Source organism: Monoglobus pectinilyticus (genome assembly GCF_002874775.1).
In the GTDB taxonomy this organism is placed as follows: domain Bacteria; phylum Bacillota; class Clostridia; order Monoglobales; family Monoglobaceae; genus Monoglobus; species Monoglobus pectinilyticus.
Genome location: NZ_CP020991.1, coordinates 513030 through 532387, shown reverse-complemented (window position 1 = coordinate 532387; position 19358 = coordinate 513030). Strand labels below are relative to the sequence as shown.

The following is a 19358-nucleotide window of genomic DNA, read 5'->3' as shown; positions in this document are numbered from 1 at the left end:
GATATGGATATTTATACGAGCGCGGCAGAAATGCTAAACTGTTTTGGTGTTTCGGAAATTAATACGGGACTACTGGAACAAGCTGTTGAATTGGTAACATCTAAGATACTTAATATATGTCACACAAAGCGTATACCGGAGGATGCAGAAAGTGTAGCTGTAAATATAATTTGCGGTGAATATTTGAAGAACGCGAAAGCGTTCAATTTGTTAGGTGATAACTTTAGTTTTGAATCGGCTGTAAAAAGTATAAATGTAGGCGACACGGCTGTAACATTTGCATTAAATGAGAGTAGCACGCCGGAACAAAAGTTTGATGAAACAGTAAAGCAGATGTGTAAAATTGACAAAGCTTATTTTAGAAAGTATAGGTGTTTAGTATGGTAGCGGATATGGTTAGAGCGGCAATAGAAAAGACTTACACAGGCCGCATGACATTGTATGAGAGTGTTAATAAACAAAATGAAGATACTAAAATCACTGAACAAATAAAAGAAGCCGTTGCTGAAAACCTGCCGTGCCGTATATCATATAAAACTATATCAACTGTATCGGAACAAGACGGCGCATATAAGGCGGTACAAGAGATAAAACTATTTTGTTCGCCGGACGTTAATGTGACGGAAGGAACAACACTTGTTATAACTCAGAACGGCGCAACAAATACATATGAAAAAAGCGGAAAACCAGCAGTATACGGCAGCCATCAGGAAATTATTTTATCTCTGGTGGAGGATTGGTCTTAATGATACGCTGTAATTTTAATGATTTAAAAGTTTTTAGGAATAATCTAGGTAAATTAACAAATACAGAATATGACAGATTAGCAGAAGAATGTTGTAATGAAATTGCCGCACGATTGTTACGTATGACAAAACAAAACACGCCTGTGGATACAGGACATTTAAAACGCTCGTGGAAAATGGAAGCTGCTAGAAAGAACGGTAATGTTTGGTGTTCGGTTGTGTACAATACAGCTGATTATGCTATGTATGTCGAATATGGACACAGGACAACCAATCATAAAGGCTGGGTAACCGGGCGGTTCATGTTGACAAATGCTGAAAAAGAAATAGAAAGGATTGTCCCACAATTATTAGAAAAGCGGTTATTGCAGAAATTGGGTGAATTATTTGACTAATGAGACAATTGCAGGAATATCAAATAAGCTTTATAGCTTGTTTGGAGAAAATTATAAAATATATACTGAGGAAATAAAACAGGACTTGAAAAAGCCCTGTTTTTATATTGTCAATTTATCTGTCAGAAACAGGGTTTCACTAGGTTTGAGATATAATCACGAACAGTCATTTGATATACATTTCTTTCCCGGAAAATCAGGCAGTCGGTCTGAGATGTTAGAGATTGCAGACAAGTTGATGATAAACCTTACATTTATTCAAGTACAGGATAAGAGTTATTTGTATGGGTCTAATATCAACTCTCAGATTGTTGAGGACGTGCTGCATGTTTTTGTCGATTATGACGTGCCGATGAAAATTGTTAAGACCGATAATGAATATATGAATAATTTAGAAATTAATGGAGGTATGGAATATGGCGATTAAAAAGCCGGAGGAAACGGAAGTAAAAGACAGATATAATAAATCCACTATTTTGCAGTCTGCAAAATACAAAAATAGGCGTGATTTGCTTAATGTCTTATTAGATGAGAAGAAATACTATACAATTTCGGAGGTTGAAAATGAAATAAAAAAATATATGAACGGAGGTAAAAAATAATGCTAGGTGGAGGCACTTTCACAACAATGAACAAAGTCTTGCCGGGGTCGTATATCAACGTAATATCAACTGGCAATGCGACAGCTGCTTTGTCTGATAGGGGTTATGTAGCTGTACCAATGGAGCTTGATTATTCTCCTGATGGAGTTTTTGAGGTAACAGCTGCGGACTTTCAAAAAAATTCTGTAAAATTTTTTGGCTATGAGTACACCTCAGAGAATATGAAAAATATACGAGAGATATTTTGCAGGGCGAACACTGTGTATTTTTATAATATTTGCGAAGGCGGTAAGAAAGCAACAAACACATATGCAACCGCTAAATATCCGGGTGAAGCTGGGAACCAATATAAAATAAAAATTGAAGAATCGGTAGATGATGAAAACCGTTTTATTGTTTCAACAATTTTTAACAGTACGGTTGTTGATGTTCAAGAAATAGAAAAAATTACATCAGCAAGCACAGAAAACAACGGACTTGTTGATAATGATTATGTTAATTTTAAAAAGAATGTTGTTCCAACTGTAACAGCCGGGAGTTCTTTATCCGGCGGCACTAAAGGGACCTCATCAGGAACTACAATACAAAATGCTTTGGATTCGTTAGAATCTTATTCGTTTAATATTCTTATTTGCACATTGACACAGACAACAGATAAAAAATTGTTTGTCAACTATGTGAAGCGGTTAAGAGATGAAAACGGTATTAAATTCCAGGTTGTTATACATGACCCCGAAAACGAAATTCCAGCAGATTATGAGGGCTGTATCAGAGTGCCTAACAAGGTCACTGATGGCTCGGAAGCTGCATATGAATTAGTTTATTGGACAGGTGGAGCAGAAGCAGCATGCCGTGTAAATGGGTCTCTAACAAATGTTGAATATGATGGGGAATATACCGTTGGCACAAATTATACACAGACAGAGCTATCCAACTTTATTCAGTCGGGATTTTTGGCGTTTCATAGAGTTGGAAGCGAGATACGTGTGCTTGATGATATTAACAGTCTTGTAACTGTAACCGATGGTAAATCGGAAGATTTCAAACGTAATCAAACTATACGGGTAACAGACCAAATATCTAATGACATAGCTGTTCTTTTCAACACAAGATATTTAGGAATATCGCCAAATGACAATATGGGCAGAGCCTCACTAAAAAATGACATTGTAAAAATACACGAGGGTTTGAGGGATTTAAGAGCAATAGAAAACTTTACATCTTCTGATATTACAGTTGAGGCAGGAGATAAAAAAGGGTCTGTAATTGTTACTGATACAATTACAACAATTGAAGCCATGAGACAGCTATATATGACTGTTTACGTTTCGTAAGGAGGGAAAATAAATGGATTATGAAAAAGACTACAATATAGCAAACAATGTAGTGATGAAAGCTAAGGACAGTCTGCAAGCTAATTTAGGAAAGTGTACAATAACTAATGGCACTAAGCGTTATAACTTTATGCAGGCGATTAATCTTGAAGCCAATTTTGAAAAAACAAAAGAAGAAATTCCAATACTCGGTAAAACAGGTAAGGGGAATAAATCTACAGGTTGGAAGGGAACAGGGTCAGCAACATTTCATTATAACGCGTCAATTTTTAGGGAAATGATGGCTGAGTATAAGGATACTGGAAAAGATATTTATTTTGACATAGCAATTGAAAATTGTGACCCAACATCAGACGCTGGGTATCAAATAGTAATACTTAAAGACTGTAATATAGACGGCGGTATTTTAGCAAAATTTGACGCTGACGGTGGGTATCTTGATGAAGATATGGACTTCACATTTGAGGACTTTGAAATTGTCCATAATTTCACTCACTTACCGGGATTTATAATAAACGATTAATATATAGGAGGTATAAAATATGGGAACATTAAAAGGGTTTTTGAATCCTAAGAAAATTGAAAATATAAAATTTGTGGTAAGCAACAGATTCGTTGATGATGACGGCAATCCTTTAGAATGGGAACTTAGAGCACTTTCGGCAAAAGAAAGCGAATTGCTGCAAACCGAGTGTATGATAAAAAAAGCTTCCGGCAGAAGAGGGGTGTCAAGTCTTGATTTAGATGCTGCATTATACACGAAGAAGATGATGGCAAAATGTGTTGTTAAGCCGGATTTGAACGAGATTGACATACAGGACGCTTATGGTGTTTCTTGTGCAGAAGATGTTTTAGGGAATATGTTAACAAGCGGAGAGTACACAGCCCTTTCTAACAAATTATTAGATGTAAACGATTTTAATGAAATATTTGAAGATGAGGTAAAAGAAGCAAAAAACTAATAAAAGGTGGAGACGCAGACAGTAACTATGCTTATTACTGTCTGCATGAACTCCACCTTTTACCTAGAGAATATTTAAATTTGTCCCGAAAAGAACAGGCTTTCATTGCGGCGTGTATTGAGATAAATCAGGAGGAGATAAAAAAGATTAATAAAAAGAACAGTAAAAAGAAATAGGGGGTGGTTATTATAGGGGAATCACTGAAAACAGCAATAGAAATACAGGATAAAGTTACCGCACCTATTAAATCAATGTATAATGCAATGAATATCTTAATTTCCAGTTTCGAGAGAATGCAGAATATACCTGGAAATCTTGTAGATACAAAGTCAATTGCAGCTGCACGTTCTGAACTATCAAACGTAAAAACAGTATTGAGCGGAGCAGAAAAGGGCGCTAAAAAGTTGAATACAGCGTCAACATCTGCCGGAAATGCTGTTAAGACTATTGGTCAATCATCAGCTAATATATCCAGAGTTTCAAGCTCAATGAATTCAGCTGTAAACTCAACTAAAAGATTTTCTACAGCCACAACGCAATCTACTCAAGGATTAAGAGGTCTTGTGACAAGCCTAACAAACGTAAAAAGTAAAATTGTAAGCGCAACTACTACAGGTGTATCAAAATTTAAACAGCTTGCAACATCAATGAAAGAAAGTTCCTCTTCCGGTAATAGTTTGGTTGGTGTGCTAGGAAAAGTAGCGGCGGCTGTAGGCTCTGTTATGGGAGTAAAACAAATCATCGGATTATCTGATACCATGTCTCAAACAAAGGCTCGGCTTGATTTAATGAATGATGGACTTCAAAGCACTAAAGAATTACAAGATAGAATTTTTGATTCTGCCCAAAAGTCCAGAGGTTCATATCAAGATACGGCTGACCTGGTGTCTAAACTTGGCTTAAATGCAAAAGATGCGTTTGAAAACACTGCACAAATCGTTGATTTTGCTGAACAAGTGAATAAACAATTCGTTATATCCGGTGCGAGTGCGGAGGAAACAAAAAATGCAACATTGCAGTTAACACAGGCACTATCATCTGGAGTTCTTAGGGGCGATGAACTACGCAGTATATTTGAGCAAGCGCCCACATTGATTCAAAGTATAGCGAATTATATGGGTGTGCCAATAGGACGAATCAGAGATATGGCAGCAGAAGGACAAATAACAGCTGAAACGGTAAAAAATGCACTATTAGAGTGTGCTGATGAAACAAACGCTAAATTTGCTAGTATGCCATTAACATTTAGCCAGTTGTGGACAAATTTTAAAAATAGAGCTATGCAAGCATTTCAGCCAGTTCTTGAAAAAATAAACGAACTTGCAAATAATGGAAGGCTGGAAGAATACATAGGTAAAATAGCCGAAGCAATGGCGACAGTCAGTGATGTAATTATGAACGTCATAACGTGGGTATTAGACCATCAAGATATAGTTAAGGCGGCTTTTATTGGGCTTTCTGTTGCTATTGGTGCAATGACTGTAGCTATGTGGGCTTTTAATATTGCTTCATATGCCAATCCGGTCATTTGGATTGTTTTGGCTATTATAGCGGTTATAGCCTTATTAGTGGCTGGGATAGTTTTAGTCGTCGAACATTGGAACGAAATAAAAGATGCGGCGAGTGCTTGTTGGGAAGGTGTTAAAAGTGCTTGGGGCAATGTTACAGATTTCTTCAAAGGAATTTGGGATAAGATTGTTTCCGGTGCAACAGGTTTGTGGAATAGCATAGTTTCGATATTTACAACGATAAAAAATTTCTTTGTCAGTATTTGGAACAGTATGTATACTGTTGTTTCTACATTTTGGGGAGCAATATGGAACACTATTTCTCCGATAGTTATGGCTATATGGAATTTAATAAGCACGATATTCACTGTGATATGGACAATAATTTCAACCATAATGCAGGGTATATTCCACGTAATAAGTAATGTGTGGAACGTAATATATAACGCCGTTTCGGGTGTACTAATCTCTATATGGAACATTATAACAAGTATATGGAATATTATATATACTGCTGTTTCAGGTGTGTTGTCCTCAATATGGGGTGCAGTGTCGAGCATATGGAACAGTATATATAATGCAATTTCGGGCGTGTTAAGCAGTATATTCAACACTGTTTCTAATATCTGGAACAACATATTCTCAGTTGTAAGAAATAAGGTTGTTGAAATATACAACAATGTTAAAGACAAGTTTACGGAAATACTTAATTATCTTGGCGGCTTGAAGGATAAATTTTTACAAAAGGGACATGAAATGATAGACGGTCTTATAACAGGTATTGCGGATAAAATAAACGGTGTTACAAGTAAGATTAAGGAGTTGGGAGAAAAAGCGGTTGGGGCTATAAAACAATTCTTTAATATAAATTCGCCGTCAAAGGTAATGCGTGAACTTGGTAACTTTACATTTGAGGGCTTTAATCTTGGACTTGCAGACCAGATAAACGCTATCAAAAACACATCACTTAATATGGGTGCAGTGGTTACGGCTAACTCAATACCTGACCTCAAGACTAATTTATCAAGCAATTATTCAGGAAAAAAAGATTTTAGCGCAATGCGTGAGACAATAGCGAGTAAAACTACTAATAATACAATTATCAAAGTTCCGGTTAACATTAAACAGGATAATGATATTGTTATGCAGAATGGAGAAAATACAGACACGTTGATTAAGAAATTGTCAAGGGGTATGGAAGAAAATGCGCAAGTCGTTTGGAAGGGAGTGTTAGCGTAATGGCTTACTCTTTTTTTATTGCGGGGACTAAATTACCAGTCCCCCCATCAACCTATACAACAAAGATTATTAACAAAAATGAAACATATGAATTAGCAGATGACGGAGAAATAAACATAATTAAAAAAGAGGGATTGAAAGAGTTCTCGTTTGAAATTGAATTGCCTTGCACAGACCGTCCATATGCAAGCTATGAGGACGGTTTTTTGCCACCTTTACACTATTTAGAATTGTTCTCTTATCTAAAAAGTGAACTTCTGCCGTTCCAGCTTGATATATACAGAGAAATGCCTAGCGGTGAAGATACATATTACACAAATGAAACTGTAACTCTCGAAGATTATACAGTAACAGAAGAGGCGGAAAACGGGCAGGACATAAAAGTAGAGTTAAATTTTAAAAAGTATCGGCAGTATTCAACGGCGACCGTTGTACAAGATGATGACGGATTACATTATACGGTAGTCCGGGGTACAGATAAGCGAATAAACAGGGTTGTAGATGTAAAAGACGGTGACACTTTAGCTACTATAGCCATGAGAGAATTTGGGCGGGCAGACCAAAATCTGATTGATTATTTATACGCAATAAATAAAGAAAACATAGATGCTGAATGTGCAAAGAGGGAAGTATTGCCACCTCAAATATTTCCCGGTATGTCTATACGGCTTACTGATGATAGTTTCGGAAATATAGATGAATATAACGCTAACAATAATATTGAAAGCAATAAGTTGCAAGCAGAAGATGTAAATAAGATAACTGAGGAGGGATTGACAGTGACGCAGTATGAAAGCATTATGCAGACTGTTATGGGACATCAGAACAGGTTAAACGCCATGAGTAGTTATATGATATATAACTATGTTGATAAAAATATGCCGCAGGAGTTTAGACCTATAGTTCGCTTTTTGATGTTTAAAGGGTGGCTTAAAGGTGACGATAGCGGAGAACTTGGATTAACCTATGATATGCTAAGAATTTTAGCGGCTCTTGCCCGTTCAGGCGCTTTCGGTAACGATTGCCCTACCCCGGAAGATGAAAAGGGTTGGGGGGATTAAAATGAGTGTTTGCAGAGTGTATATTGACCCTCGGAGAGATTACAGCGGTAATAATGCAGGAGCTTCATTTTATGGAGTGCGTGAACAAGACATGAACTGGTTTGTGGCAAAAAGAGTTTCTGAAACACTTGATAATTACACATTTATGAACTCACATAAATATTCATCTTTTGAAACTCATTTAAGCCGAGAAACAAAAGAAACTACGAAAAGTGAAGATATGTGGGAGAGCTTGCGCATACGTCTGAATGAGAGCGAAAAATTATGGGACGATGGAGGAGAGCAGACACCTTACTACATTTATTTGGGGATAGGCTCTGAACCGTCCGGGAATAAAGAGACCAGTACAGAAAGAGGTATAAGCTGTCATTATGAAAATAGAAATGCACCGGGTATTGATAATGATACGTGGAACGCATGGAGCTATAGTTTGGCTGATACTATACTTAATACAGTTGTGAAAAATACTGATATGCCCGAATATAAAATACCTATAACGCTTACAAGATATTTGCCTATCAACGAAAATGAAAAAATAATGTGCGGTGTTACGGCTCACGTAGGGCGAATAAATAACGCAAATGACGCTAGATTATTATATAACGAAGAGACAAGGAATGTTATAGCTGACAGTATAGCGGAGGCTATAGCGTATTGGGTAGACCAGGATTATACAAGCGGAAACGTGCCTGATAAATATAAAACACCATATACAGCTATAAGCAACGCTAAAGACAGAGCGAAGGCTGTTCTTGCCGAAATGCAGAAAAATGAGGAATTATTGTCTGAAATAGAAAGCCGAATGGTATATAATTATTTAGATAAAAATTTCCCATCTCATGCTTTAGGGACTGTCGAATATCTTATTGACAATGGTATTTTGAAAGGCGGCAACAGCGGAGAGCTAGGCTTAACTTATGACATGATACGTCAAATTTGTATTTTTGCCCGTGCTGGTGTTTTTGGAAAAGATTGTCCTACACCTGAAAACTATATCCCGTTATAATAAATATAATTGACAATATTTTCCCCGTATGATATATTAATTATAATATTTATATGGGAGGTATTTTTATGAAAAAATTTATTTGCGGATTATTGATTGGTGTAATTATAAGTAGTCTAGTAGGTGCATATGCCGTAAATCATATATATGATAATCCTTATCCTATATATGTTAACGGCGAACCAAAGCAGATACAGGGTTACAACATTGACGGCTACAGTTATTTCAAGTTAAGGGATATAGCACAGGCTACGAATAAATTTGACGTTAATTTCCGAAATAACAATGTTATAATAAATACCTCAAGTCAATATTCAGGTGAAGAGCCAAATAATATTGTTTATTATGATTTTTATAAATGTTCGTGGTTACCTGATTATGGTGCGTATATAGGAATAGACTATAAAGATTTTATAGAAAATAATGGAGTAAGTGATAATTATATATATTTCTATCCGTATGATGAAAATCACATAAATGGTTATATTAATTTATTGGTTAATTGTGGATTTACACTTGATTATCTAAATGAAGATTTATCAATTTATAGGAAAAATGAAAATTCTTATTCTGTAGTATATAAAGAAGGAACTCCTGTATTAAAAAAAGATGGAAATTATGTAACAATCGAAAAGAAAGAACCTGGTGGAGAATTAGAAATTGAAGCGATGATAAATAAAAGCCCATATGATACAATTCAGATACTGCAACAATTCAATGATAAGTGGTTGTGGTTCTAAGAAGTGTCTTTATTTCGTATGGTATAAATTTACAGAATAAAATATATTTGATATAATAAAAAAAGTTAATGAGTGATTGGCGGTTATTCTGACTTCCCAAAGAGGGGAGTTGATATTATGGCGGAAGTGATTGTAGTATTTTACATAATGCTTTTGACTGTAATTATCCTTAAAAAAAATAACCGTCCTAGCGGTAGGACGGCACTTCTACAAGTATTAACTTAGCGGAGTGACCGATTCAACCCAATCACTCATTAGCTTTATTATAACACAAAATGAATATTTGTCAAGACACCTTATTGGGTGTCTTTTTTGTGCAAAAAAGAGGTGAACGCAATTGGCTACAGCAAAACAGTTAGTGGAAATTGCAGAAAAGGAAATAGGATATACCGAAAATAGCGGTATATATAAAGAATATGACAGTACCGGTGACCCTTGGTGTGCGTATTTTGTGTCTTGGTGTTTAAAAGAAGCTGGAATTAATGATTATGGAACACAAGGTGCGGCAGCAGCTTTCGCATATATGGCAGAAAAAGAGGGAAAAGGAACATTTCATGCTAAAGGAAATGGTTATTCACCAAAGACTGGAGATTTATTTATTAGAAATTATGTTGGTCAAAAAGGAGTCAATGGTAATGGACCTGTTGAACATGTAGGAATAGTAAGAACAGACGCTATAAACGGGAGTTTCCAAAGTGTAGAGGGGAATTCTAGCAATAGTGTTGCTTCCAACACACGCAATGTTTCTGATTACTGTTACGTAACGCCGCCGTTTAACGGTTTAAACAGCAGCAAGCCGTCACTGAATTTAAAAACATGGTCTGATATTGTTACAGCGGATAAATTGAACGAAATATTTAAGGGCGGACTTGCAAATCAGGGGAAATTATTCTGCGAAATATGTATAGCATATCAAGTTAACCCTGCATTTGCGGCTTCCATAGCATGCTTTGAAAGTTCTTACGGTGATTACGGACCTGCTGAAAGGAACTATAATTTCTTTGGATATATGTCAGGAAGCGGCTCTATGATATTCACAAAATTTGACAGCTTGGAGCAAGGCTTGACTAAATGTATATCTAATATATCACGAAATTATCTACATCAAGGATTAAATTTTAAACAGATACAAGAAAAATATTGTCCTGTTGGAGCAGCTAACGACCCATACGGCACCAATAATCAATGGTATGGGGGCGTATCTGCTGTATATAAGAATTTGACAGGCGGAGATGTAGCGAGCGCAGATTTGGGAAGCGGTGTTGAAAGTGACAGCGAGGGACAAGATAATCTCGCTAAAATGCGAAGCGGTAACTATTCGATTGACGGTTCGGACAGCGGCGAATGTAACAATTCAACATCTGTTCCTATAACTTCCGCACAAACTATGTCATATATAGGCGCAAGTGTTGATTTTAGAGAAAACCCTCTTAACAGCAAAAAGATGCTGAATCAGAATAACATAGAGCTATATATAGTAGGTGCAGAAGGGGCGATATATAAGCCTGTTGTAGTTGATGAAATAATATGGGAAACGGAAGCATACGGAAGCCCGGCACAATTAGCATTTACGGTAATCAAAGATGAATACGTATCATTTGAGGAGGGAGACCAGGTTATATTTAAGTATCGGGGTGCACCTGTATTTTATGGATTCATATTCCAAAAACAACGGACTAAGCAACATCACATAAAAGTAACTGCTTATGACCAAACGAGATATTTTAAGAATAGTGACTGTTTTGTGTTTGAGGGCTGTACAGCTACAGAAATAATAAAATCTATTTGTAATGATTATAAAATAGCATATGGTCAGCTTGAGGACACAGGCGTTAAATTACCCCTTACAGTTTGTGATAATATTCAGGTTTTTCAAATAATTGAGGACGCATTAGATTATACGGTAGCCCATGGCGGCTATCGTTTTTTATTATGGGATAATTTTGGCTCGCTGGTTCTGGCTCCTAAATTCTGGTATAAGAAAAATTATGTTGTGTGTGACTTTACAGCACAAGATTTTGATTATACAACAACTATAGACGAGGGCACTTACACAAGGGTTAAATTATATTACGATAATGAGCAAACGGGAGTAAGAGAAGTATACATCAGAGATAAGTCTGCTGAATATCCAAAATATGGAGTGTTGCAATATTGTGATACTCTTGACGAGGGAGAGGACGGAGCCAAAAAAGCTGATGAGATTATAAAAATAACAACAAATAAAATAAGAAAACTTGATATAAAAGGCGCGTTAGGTGATGTAACAGTAAGGGGGGGAACACAGGTATATATTGAATTTAATTTAGGTGATGTAATTCAAAAAAAGTGGATGGAGTGTTTTAGCGTTAAACATACTTTTAAAAACGGTGAGCATTTTATGGATTTACATTTGGTTGGAGGACAGTTTATATGATTGATATGACAGAATTTACACGGGCGGTAAAGCGTGTTGCAGTACAAGCGGTTAAGGAAACCGTTCCGGCTAATGCTGTATTTGGAACGGTTGTATCCACTGAACCGTTGCAGATTGATGTAGGATACGAAAAACCAATTTATGGGGAACTATTGATATTACCATCAAGTTTTAGAAAAAATACTTATACTACGACCAGCGGGGGAAACCCGTCTCATACACACACGATTGAAATTGATAATAGCTTAAAAATGGGGGATAAGGTAGCGTTACTTAAAATGCAAGGCGGACAAAGACATATTGTATTGGGGGTGGTCTAATGCTACCCGTTATTTCTATCCCAAGAGAAAAGATAGTTGATACTAAAGTCGTTATATATCCCTCAATGACATATGGTATAGACTTAAAGAACAAGTGTATTATTGGGACAATTGACGGTGTGGAAGCATTGAAGCAGTCTATATATTTAATTCTTGCGACACAAAGGTACCGTTATCCAATATATAATTGGGATTATGGCACCGATATAGACCCTTTGTACGGTATGAGAAAAGACTTTGTTATACCTGAGCTTCAAAACCGTATACATGAAGCATTGTTGCAAGATGACAGAATAACTGATGTTAATACCTTCAAAATAAATCATATAGGCAGCGGTAAATATGAAGTAAGTTTTTTGGTGCAAAGCAAAATAACTGATACTCTCGAAATAAATGAGGTGATAGAAATATGATTACAAGCGAATATAATTTTGGAGAGATAACAAACCGAATGCTTCAAAGGGTGTCAAGCAATGTTGATAAAAGGCAAGGGTCAATAATTTATGACGCTGTTTCTCCTGTGGGGCTGGAACTTGCCAAAACATACCTTATGCTGCAAGCCATAGAAAAAGAAGCATTTCCAGATACCGCAAGCATTGAATACCTAAAAAGACACGCAATGTTAAAGAACTTAACACTTAATGCGGCTACGTATGCTATCGTTAGGGGAGAATTTAACAAGAAAATATCAGAGGGAACAAGATTTAGTCTGCAAAACAGCGAGTTAAATTATATTGTTATGTCAGAAAGTCCAAAGTGGGACGGTGATAATCCACGGCTATACTATTATTTGATGATGTGTGAAACAACCGGAAGCATTGGCAATAAAACAGGAGACTTAATACCTATAAACGATATTGAAGGTCTTGCTAATGCAAAGATTGTAGGAGTTGCAACATACGGTACTGACACAGAAGAAACCGAAAAATTTCGTTCACGGTATTTTGATACTGTTTTAAATCCGTCATTCGGCGGTAACCGTGCAGATTATAAAAGGTTTATAAAGTCAATTAACGGTGTAGGAGACTGTAGATTGATAAGGACGCCAAACGGCGGCGGTACTGTTGGTATTATTATCTGTGATAACGAATATAGAGAACCGCCTCAAGATTTAGTTGACAGTGTTCAGACATTAATTGACCCGGTTATAAACAGCGGTGACGGTGTGGGAATGGCTCCTATAGGACATAGGGCAACTGTATCAGCGGTTGGAACAATGGGGATTGAGGTTATTGCTGATATAGAGTATCAAGACGGTTTTACATGGAGCGATATTGCAGACGGTTTTCAAAATTCGGTTTCAGAATATTTTGATGAGTTAAATGAATCATGGGGGGATTTAGACCCTGATAACATTGTTGTTAGGATAACACAGTTAGAACAAAAAATATTAGGTCTCAATGGGGTTTTGGACGTTAGAAACATAAAGATATACCCTTACGGTGAAGCGGTAACAACGAGCAATTTTATTGTTTCTGACAGTAAAATTATTAGCAACTGTTCTACAGGTTGGGAACCGTTATCATTAATTCAAGGTATATCAGCAGAGGCTACACATTCTCCGTCAGACAGTGGGAATGCTGTTGAATTCTGTTATGGTCCTGGAGTGAAAGGAAATGGTTGGTCTTATGATATAGTCAGACTTTTAGATACTAAACCGTCAGACTTTTCGACCGCAACAGGTTATTTAAATGTTTCTTTTGACCTTTTTCAATCGAATGATAATAGGGGAATGGGTAACTTTTTTATTGATTTAAGCGGAAATAAAACAATTAAATCAAGTGACGGAGGAAATTCATATACATATGGAAGATTAAGCGGATATGAACAAAACGAAACAGAAATTAAAATAATAGGTGGAAATTCTAAATCAAGTGATGGAGCAGACAAAGTATATACAGGCAATGATAAAGTTTTAGGTGAGTGGGTTAATGTTACTTTTAAAATTGATTTTTCTACACGTCAAAATTTTACATGCGTATACAATGGGACTGAACATACGGTTACAGGGTTCCCGGCAACTGTTGACCCGTCTACACTGTATCTTAATATACAGCTTACCGACAATTTACAACATACCAATGCCATAAAAACATATGTAAAAAATGTGTCAGCGGTATATATAACGGAGTAATAAAATATGGAAAAAATAAATACACTTAAAAATTTGCCTGAGCTTTTGCAGGATATAACGGAGTTCGTAGAATTATGTAAAACTTATGATGTAGAATTTGAACTTATTGAATCCGAAACCGAAAAATTGACAAACAACTTTTTTTTCGATACTCTTGATGAACAGGGGTGTAGGCGTTGGGAGGATATGCTCAATATTTCTCGGCGTGAGACGGACACGCTGGACGATAGAAGATTCAGAATAAAATCAATATATTTAGGTGACACACCATACACTGAAAGAACGCTGCTGGAAAAGCTTGAAATGCTTGTCGGAACGGGCAACGTTACGGTTGATATAGATGTGGAAAATAGCAAGGTTACGGTTAGATTATCTTTAAGCCGAAAAAACAAAATTGCAGAAGTCGAAAAAATGATAGATAGAATGGTACCGCTAAATATGGTTATAGACAGCGACTTGTTATATAATACGCACGAAAGGTTGGGGTTGTATACTCACGCATATTTAAGCAAGTTTACACATCAAGGATTAAAAGAAAACGTGCTGGGAGGTTAATAATGGCTACAACAACAAAAGTATATGGATTAAAAAAACCATCACTGACAGACATTTATAACATTATGGATTTTAATAATAATTTTGATAAAATTGACGATGTCTTGAATACAAAAACAGAAATTGAAGATATAGGAACATTAAACGGGACTGAAAGCGTATTTAATACACAAACAAGCCCGGGTTTTTATAAAGGAATATGGAATAATCCGTCTATGAAGCAAAAGGGTGATTTTACGCTTTTTGTTTTTGATGTATTATCTGCTAATACGGCAGAAGATACAAAGGAAACAGTAGTAATGCAAGTTTTATTTCATGAAAATCAAGTCTCGGTCCGTTTGGGTGTGTTAGGTGTTCCGGCGAATTGGGGTAATTTCTCTCCGATAGCAACAATGTCTAATATATCAAACATAGAACAAAAGATAGGCAATTTATCAAATCTTACTACAACGGCTAAAACAAATATCGTTACAGCGATAAATGAGTTGATAACGTCAATATCAAAAAAAGCGGATAAAGTTACAAATAACGGATTTATAGCCGGAGGAGCGGAGGCCGGAAAACTCGGAAGTATATCAATAGGAAGTGGTATAGGCTCCACCGGAGAATATGGAATAGCAATTGGCGCAGGAGCAGAAGGGGCAAATGACAGTGTGGCGATTGGACATGGGTCAATTGCTTCCGGGATTGATTCCGTTGCAATAGGAGATGTAGCGGAAAGTTTGGCTCAAAATGCTGTGCAAATATGCGAAGGCAGTAACAGCGAAAGTGAAAGTCTGCAATTTAGAAAATATAAAATAGTTAGATATGATACCACAGACGATGAATATTATTTGAAAGATGTTGGCAGGTTGAGCCGATTATATACTACTAATCGGTCAAACATCGTTGAAGCAATTAATGAATTAGACAATGAAGCGGAAAATAACACAACTGAATTACTATCAAAAATAACGGAACAAAATAATAGCTTGATAATGCTGATACAAATGCTTGCTAATACTGGGATTAACATAGTTCCATTACTCGAAATGCTGGGTAACACTATTACCGTTATTTCTGATACTGTAACTCAAATATATCAATACTCTGACAATAATAATCCTGATAATAAATTAAAAGGAATTGTTTATGCACCAAATCTTGAAACAGTTGAATCACGTTCGATAGACGATAATTCAGGCATGACAACAATAATCATGCCAAAAGTCAAGACAATTAAAAGTCAAGGCTTTTGGGCTAGTTATGGACTTAAAACGGTCTTTATACCTAATGCTTGTACATCTCTTGCCACTAACGCATTTTCTATGTGTGGAAATTTAACTAACATATATATTGATAATGTCGAAGGTACATTTGGAGATATAGCAGCAGATTCAAGTTTGCCTAATTTAAAAGTTACATATTTAAAAAAGTGAGGTGTCTAAAATGGAATACAGACTAATAAATGGTATTTGCCATATATGCAAATATAAAACGGTTGTAACAAATGAGAATGGTACAAAACTTGAATTTTATCATTTGGACGAGGTTGAAACTAATCAGTCATTGGAACTACATCAGCAACTCAGCGACTTGCCAGCTGAGATTGTTCCTCTTGATGTATCAGACTGTATTTGGCTTGACGGTAAAGAGTTCTCGTTTGATACAGAAATTATTCAGGCTTATGAAATGGGGGAAACAGAATATATAAAATATCTTTTGGAAAAATCCCGTCTTAACAATGCAAATCTGCTTAATGAAATTAAAACATTGGGTCAGGCTCAGACTGATTTAGAGTTAGAATTAATCGAACAGGGACAATACATAACAGACCTCGAATTACAACTTTTGGGAGGGGGTGAAAGCAATGTATGAAAAGATTAAAAACAGATACGAAAAAGGATATGTAACCAATAGTCAGCTTATGCGTTATATATCACTCGGAGTATTGACGGAAAAGCAGGCAGAAAAAATTAAGGCGTTGGAGAATGAATAATTATGATAATTGATTATAAAGTTGATTCGCAAATTTTACGCAGAACCAGCAGAAATTTAATAGTGGCGGACAGCATAAAATATTTGGCTGTCCGTTTTAATTTTTCTGATGAATGGAAAGGCACTAAAAAGACAGTTGTTTTTTTATATGATGGATATAGCTATAATGTTCTTTTGGATGAAAACGAAATAGCGATTGTGCCGCATGAAGTTATAAAAAGTCCTGGATTTAATTTATCTGCATATGGCACGAATAACGGAATGCGAATAACAACTAACACATGCAAAGTATCTGTTATAAAGAGTGGATATTGTGAGGGAGAAACACCACCTGAACCAACACAAAACGTATATGAGCAAATATTAGATAGATTAGATAATAGCGGTGGAGGAACAGAAAAAAACGGAAAATCAGCTTATGAAATAGCCGTAGAGAATGGATTTAACGGAACTGAAAGTGAATGGTTAGAAAGCCTAAAAGGTCAGCCGGGCAAAGACGGAATAAACGGAGCAGACGGCAAAGACGGAGCAGATATAACAGCTATAAATGATTCCGAAACCTCATCAGAGACCACGTGGAGCAGTGCGAAAATCACTACTGCTGATACGGAGCTACAGACACAAATTAATAATACATATAATCATCACCTGAACGATAGTAACAATATTGGCAATGAGGTATACGACGGAGCGGTTCTTACTATAGTTGATGATGACGGGTCCATTGAATTCTTAAATAATTTTGTGCCGATATATAAAGATAAGGGTGTTAGGTGCAGTTTTGCAGTCGTAGCTTGCAGAGCAGAAACACCAACAGGTACAACAACAAGCGGTGACCCTTACAAGGCTTTAAGCTGGACACAAATAAAAGAACTTGTGCACGATGGCTTCGACATGCAAAGTCACACATACAGTCATGATGTGAAAGTGTTTCGGACAGGCGAAAACTTAAACGAGGAACAACTTGAACATCAATTTGGTGACGCTGATAGATTATTTAGACAAAACGGACTTGATTATAACTGTATGGTGTATCCATGGGGTACGGCTCAACAAATTAAGAAAAAAGTTGCGAAGCGATATGCCAAATATGGAATGACGTTGATTAGCGGGGATACGGGACTAAATGATGAAATAAGCGAACCTATGGCAATATCAAGATTCACATTGCAAAGCGGTTCAACGAGTTTGGCAAGTGCTAAATCTCAAATTGATACAGCCATTGCCAACAAGCAATGGCTTATTTTATGCAGTCATGCAAATGCAAATCAACCTAGTGCCGACACGTTGGGAAATATTATTGATTATGCTATTAGCAAAAAAATACGCATAGAAACGTTTTCGAGAGCCGCAAGGCTCAAGGCTCCTGTGTATTATACAGGCGAGGGAGACAATATGTTTCGGGTTATGCCCAATGGTGATACTAAATGCAAGCCTGATGATGATACTGTGAGATATATCGTGCAAAGGGCTACAGTATTAGGATTATTTGAAGACACGGAAGCGAGCATATCGGCAAGTTACGGAAAAACTCAAAACATAGCAGGTGACACATTGGATAAGTCGCTTATAACAGTTATTGTGACAATGACGAGTGGTAAAACACATTCTGTAACCGATTATGCTGTAGAAGAAACGGATTTAACGTTGGCAGAGGGCGAAAATACGTATCATATAAAATATAAAGGACTTAGTTGCACATTAACGGTAACAGCGATAGCGGCGGCGGAAGCCGCAGAAATTACACAACAGCCGCAAGATGTAACAACAGAGGTCGGAGAAACTGCAAATATGTCAATAATCGCCAAAGGTACAGGTTTAACTTATAAATGGCAGTGGCTTGACGTGAGAGGTGATGACCCCGTTGGAATATGGACTAATTGTGCAGACGGCACATCAAGCATATTGCAATTTACAGTAGAGCCGTATCATAATTTACGTAAATACAGATGTATTGTAACAAGTAGTATGGGGGAAACGCTAACGTCAGATATTGCAACCTTGCATATAGGAAGCAAATACAATATGTTGATAGAGCACACCTCTGAATCAGAAGCTATCGAACGAACATGGTACAGTATCCCTTTATCGGCAGGTGCGTATCATTTTCGTGCTACTGTGGAAAAAGCTGAATACGCTTGTACATTCCAGCTTAAGACAGCTATCAATAATGTAGATGATAAAAATGGTACGGTTATGTTTATCGCGCCAACAGGCACGTTTAACGCCGCAAGCGCAATATATACGTTTGAGGGTGATTTTACGTTAGAATCAGGCACGGAATACCTATTTTTGTACACAAAAGGAATTACTGCCGGGAAAACAATAACTATTGAATATTATAAAACTAATTAGGAGGGCAG

At 36.6% G+C, this 19358-nt stretch carries 21 protein-coding genes; all 21 read left to right on the top strand.

Going from position 1 to position 19358, the window contains the following annotated elements; all coding sequences use genetic code 11:
* Nucleotides 1-3: 3 nt before the first annotated feature.
* The 21 genes from B9O19_RS02390 (at nucleotide 4) to B9O19_RS02290 (ending at nucleotide 19350) form a co-directional block, all read left to right on the top strand.
* Nucleotides 4-387: a hypothetical protein gene (locus B9O19_RS02390; RefSeq protein ID WP_102364948.1), complete on the top strand. Its 384-nt coding sequence runs from the start codon at nucleotides 4-6 to the stop codon at nucleotides 385-387.
* On the top strand, nucleotides 381-746 hold the full coding sequence (locus B9O19_RS02385; RefSeq protein WP_102364947.1) for a hypothetical protein: 366 nt from the start codon (nucleotides 381-383) through the stop codon (nucleotides 744-746). Before B9O19_RS02390 ends, B9O19_RS02385 begins: the two co-directional genes overlap by 7 nt.
* Complete coding sequence (locus B9O19_RS02380) at nucleotides 746-1141, top strand: HK97 gp10 family phage protein (RefSeq protein WP_102364946.1); 396 nt, start codon at nucleotides 746-748, stop codon at nucleotides 1139-1141. Before B9O19_RS02385 ends, B9O19_RS02380 begins: the two co-directional genes overlap by 1 nt.
* The gene (locus B9O19_RS02375; protein WP_102364945.1) at nucleotides 1134-1568 is read left to right on the top strand and encodes a phage tail terminator family protein; all 435 of its coding nucleotides are present in this window, start codon (nucleotides 1134-1136) and stop codon (nucleotides 1566-1568) included. Before B9O19_RS02380 ends, B9O19_RS02375 begins: the two co-directional genes overlap by 8 nt.
* The gene (locus tag B9O19_RS02370; protein ID WP_172620948.1) at nucleotides 1558-1743 is read left to right on the top strand and encodes a hypothetical protein; all 186 of its coding nucleotides are present in this window, start codon (nucleotides 1558-1560) and stop codon (nucleotides 1741-1743) included. The genes B9O19_RS02375 and B9O19_RS02370 overlap by 11 nt, the downstream gene beginning before the upstream one ends.
* Nucleotides 1743-3077 carry a phage tail sheath C-terminal domain-containing protein gene (locus tag B9O19_RS02365; protein WP_245862985.1) on the top strand — a complete coding sequence of 445 codons (1335 nt, stop codon included), beginning with the start codon at nucleotides 1743-1745 and terminating at the stop codon, nucleotides 3075-3077. The genes B9O19_RS02370 and B9O19_RS02365 overlap by 1 nt, the downstream gene beginning before the upstream one ends.
* Before the next feature lie 13 nt (nucleotides 3078-3090).
* A complete protein-coding gene (locus tag B9O19_RS02360) occupies nucleotides 3091-3600 on the top strand; it encodes a phage tail tube protein (RefSeq protein ID WP_102364942.1) in 510 nt (169 codons plus the stop codon).
* A 19-nt stretch (nucleotides 3601-3619) separates the two neighbouring features.
* Nucleotides 3620-4039, top strand: a complete 420-nt coding sequence (locus B9O19_RS02355; RefSeq protein WP_102364941.1) for a phage tail assembly chaperone — start codon at nucleotides 3620-3622, stop codon at nucleotides 4037-4039.
* 179 nt (nucleotides 4040-4218) lie between these two features.
* Nucleotides 4219-6786 (top strand): tape measure protein, encoded by a 2568-nt coding sequence (locus tag B9O19_RS02350; RefSeq protein ID WP_102364940.1) that lies wholly within the window; start codon nucleotides 4219-4221, stop codon nucleotides 6784-6786.
* On the top strand, nucleotides 6786-7847 hold the full coding sequence (locus tag B9O19_RS02345) for a hypothetical protein (protein WP_102364939.1): 1062 nt from the start codon (nucleotides 6786-6788) through the stop codon (nucleotides 7845-7847). The genes B9O19_RS02350 and B9O19_RS02345 overlap by 1 nt, the downstream gene beginning before the upstream one ends.
* Before the next feature lies 1 nt (nucleotide 7848).
* Nucleotides 7849-8853 (top strand): N-acetylmuramoyl-L-alanine amidase, encoded by a 1005-nt coding sequence (locus B9O19_RS02340; protein WP_158648892.1) that lies wholly within the window; start codon nucleotides 7849-7851, stop codon nucleotides 8851-8853.
* A gap of 68 nt (nucleotides 8854-8921) precedes the next feature.
* Nucleotides 8922-9593, top strand: a complete 672-nt coding sequence (locus tag B9O19_RS02335) for a hypothetical protein (RefSeq protein ID WP_102364937.1) — start codon at nucleotides 8922-8924, stop codon at nucleotides 9591-9593.
* A 337-nt stretch (nucleotides 9594-9930) separates the two neighbouring features.
* The gene (locus B9O19_RS02330) at nucleotides 9931-12009 is read left to right on the top strand and encodes an XkdQ/YqbQ family protein (protein WP_102364936.1); all 2079 of its coding nucleotides are present in this window, start codon (nucleotides 9931-9933) and stop codon (nucleotides 12007-12009) included.
* Nucleotides 12006-12329, top strand: coding sequence for a DUF2577 domain-containing protein (locus B9O19_RS02325; RefSeq protein WP_102364935.1), 324 nt, complete (start codon nucleotides 12006-12008; stop codon nucleotides 12327-12329). Before B9O19_RS02330 ends, B9O19_RS02325 begins: the two co-directional genes overlap by 4 nt.
* Nucleotides 12329-12742 carry a DUF2634 domain-containing protein gene (locus B9O19_RS02320; RefSeq protein WP_102364934.1) on the top strand — a complete coding sequence of 138 codons (414 nt, stop codon included), beginning with the start codon at nucleotides 12329-12331 and terminating at the stop codon, nucleotides 12740-12742. Before B9O19_RS02325 ends, B9O19_RS02320 begins: the two co-directional genes overlap by 1 nt.
* Nucleotides 12739-14463, top strand: coding sequence for a baseplate J/gp47 family protein (locus B9O19_RS02315; RefSeq protein ID WP_102364933.1), 1725 nt, complete (start codon nucleotides 12739-12741; stop codon nucleotides 14461-14463). Before B9O19_RS02320 ends, B9O19_RS02315 begins: the two co-directional genes overlap by 4 nt.
* Nucleotides 14464-14469: 6 nt before the next feature.
* A complete protein-coding gene (locus B9O19_RS02310) occupies nucleotides 14470-15018 on the top strand; it encodes a putative phage tail protein (RefSeq protein ID WP_102364932.1) in 549 nt (182 codons plus the stop codon).
* Nucleotides 15019-15020: 2 nt separating this feature from the next.
* Entirely contained in the window at nucleotides 15021-16436 is a 1416-nt protein-coding gene (locus B9O19_RS02305) for a leucine-rich repeat protein (protein ID WP_102364931.1), read from the top strand.
* A 10-nt stretch (nucleotides 16437-16446) separates the two neighbouring features.
* Nucleotides 16447-16875: a hypothetical protein gene (locus tag B9O19_RS02300; protein WP_102364930.1), complete on the top strand. Its 429-nt coding sequence runs from the start codon at nucleotides 16447-16449 to the stop codon at nucleotides 16873-16875.
* A complete protein-coding gene (locus B9O19_RS02295) occupies nucleotides 16868-16996 on the top strand; it encodes an XkdX family protein (protein WP_102364929.1) in 129 nt (42 codons plus the stop codon). The genes B9O19_RS02300 and B9O19_RS02295 overlap by 8 nt, the downstream gene beginning before the upstream one ends.
* A 2-nt stretch (nucleotides 16997-16998) precedes the next feature.
* Nucleotides 16999-19350: a polysaccharide deacetylase family protein gene (locus B9O19_RS02290; RefSeq protein WP_102364928.1), complete on the top strand. Its 2352-nt coding sequence runs from the start codon at nucleotides 16999-17001 to the stop codon at nucleotides 19348-19350.
* Nucleotides 19351-19358: the final 8 nt, after the last annotated feature.

What these genes read in the sequence shown, in the direction of transcription:
- B9O19_RS02390 (WP_102364948.1), top strand. Translation starts at nt 4, where the DNA reads ATGGATATTTATACGAGCGCGGCAGAAATGCTAAACTGTTTTGGTGTT.
- B9O19_RS02385 (WP_102364947.1), top strand. Translation starts at nt 381, where the DNA reads ATGGTAGCGGATATGGTTAGAGCGGCAATAGAAAAGACTTACACAGGC.
- B9O19_RS02380 (WP_102364946.1), top strand. Translation starts at nt 746, where the DNA reads ATGATACGCTGTAATTTTAATGATTTAAAAGTTTTTAGGAATAATCTA.
- B9O19_RS02370 (WP_172620948.1), top strand. Translation starts at nt 1,558, where the DNA reads ATGGCGATTAAAAAGCCGGAGGAAACGGAAGTAAAAGACAGATATAAT.
- B9O19_RS02365 (WP_245862985.1), top strand. Translation starts at nt 1,743, where the DNA reads ATGCTAGGTGGAGGCACTTTCACAACAATGAACAAAGTCTTGCCGGGG.
- B9O19_RS02360 (WP_102364942.1), top strand. Translation starts at nt 3,091, where the DNA reads ATGGATTATGAAAAAGACTACAATATAGCAAACAATGTAGTGATGAAA.
- B9O19_RS02355 (WP_102364941.1), top strand. Translation starts at nt 3,620, where the DNA reads ATGGGAACATTAAAAGGGTTTTTGAATCCTAAGAAAATTGAAAATATA.
- B9O19_RS02345 (WP_102364939.1), top strand. Translation starts at nt 6,786, where the DNA reads ATGGCTTACTCTTTTTTTATTGCGGGGACTAAATTACCAGTCCCCCCA.
- B9O19_RS02340 (WP_158648892.1), top strand. Translation starts at nt 7,849, where the DNA reads ATGAGTGTTTGCAGAGTGTATATTGACCCTCGGAGAGATTACAGCGGT.
- B9O19_RS02335 (WP_102364937.1), top strand. Translation starts at nt 8,922, where the DNA reads ATGAAAAAATTTATTTGCGGATTATTGATTGGTGTAATTATAAGTAGT.
- B9O19_RS02325 (WP_102364935.1), top strand. Translation starts at nt 12,006, where the DNA reads ATGATTGATATGACAGAATTTACACGGGCGGTAAAGCGTGTTGCAGTA.
- B9O19_RS02320 (WP_102364934.1), top strand. Translation starts at nt 12,329, where the DNA reads ATGCTACCCGTTATTTCTATCCCAAGAGAAAAGATAGTTGATACTAAA.
- B9O19_RS02315 (WP_102364933.1), top strand. Translation starts at nt 12,739, where the DNA reads ATGATTACAAGCGAATATAATTTTGGAGAGATAACAAACCGAATGCTT.
- B9O19_RS02310 (WP_102364932.1), top strand. Translation starts at nt 14,470, where the DNA reads ATGGAAAAAATAAATACACTTAAAAATTTGCCTGAGCTTTTGCAGGAT.
- B9O19_RS02305 (WP_102364931.1), top strand. Translation starts at nt 15,021, where the DNA reads ATGGCTACAACAACAAAAGTATATGGATTAAAAAAACCATCACTGACA.
- B9O19_RS02300 (WP_102364930.1), top strand. Translation starts at nt 16,447, where the DNA reads ATGGAATACAGACTAATAAATGGTATTTGCCATATATGCAAATATAAA.
- B9O19_RS02295 (WP_102364929.1), top strand. Translation starts at nt 16,868, where the DNA reads ATGTATGAAAAGATTAAAAACAGATACGAAAAAGGATATGTAACCAAT.
- B9O19_RS02290 (WP_102364928.1), top strand. Translation starts at nt 16,999, where the DNA reads ATGATAATTGATTATAAAGTTGATTCGCAAATTTTACGCAGAACCAGC.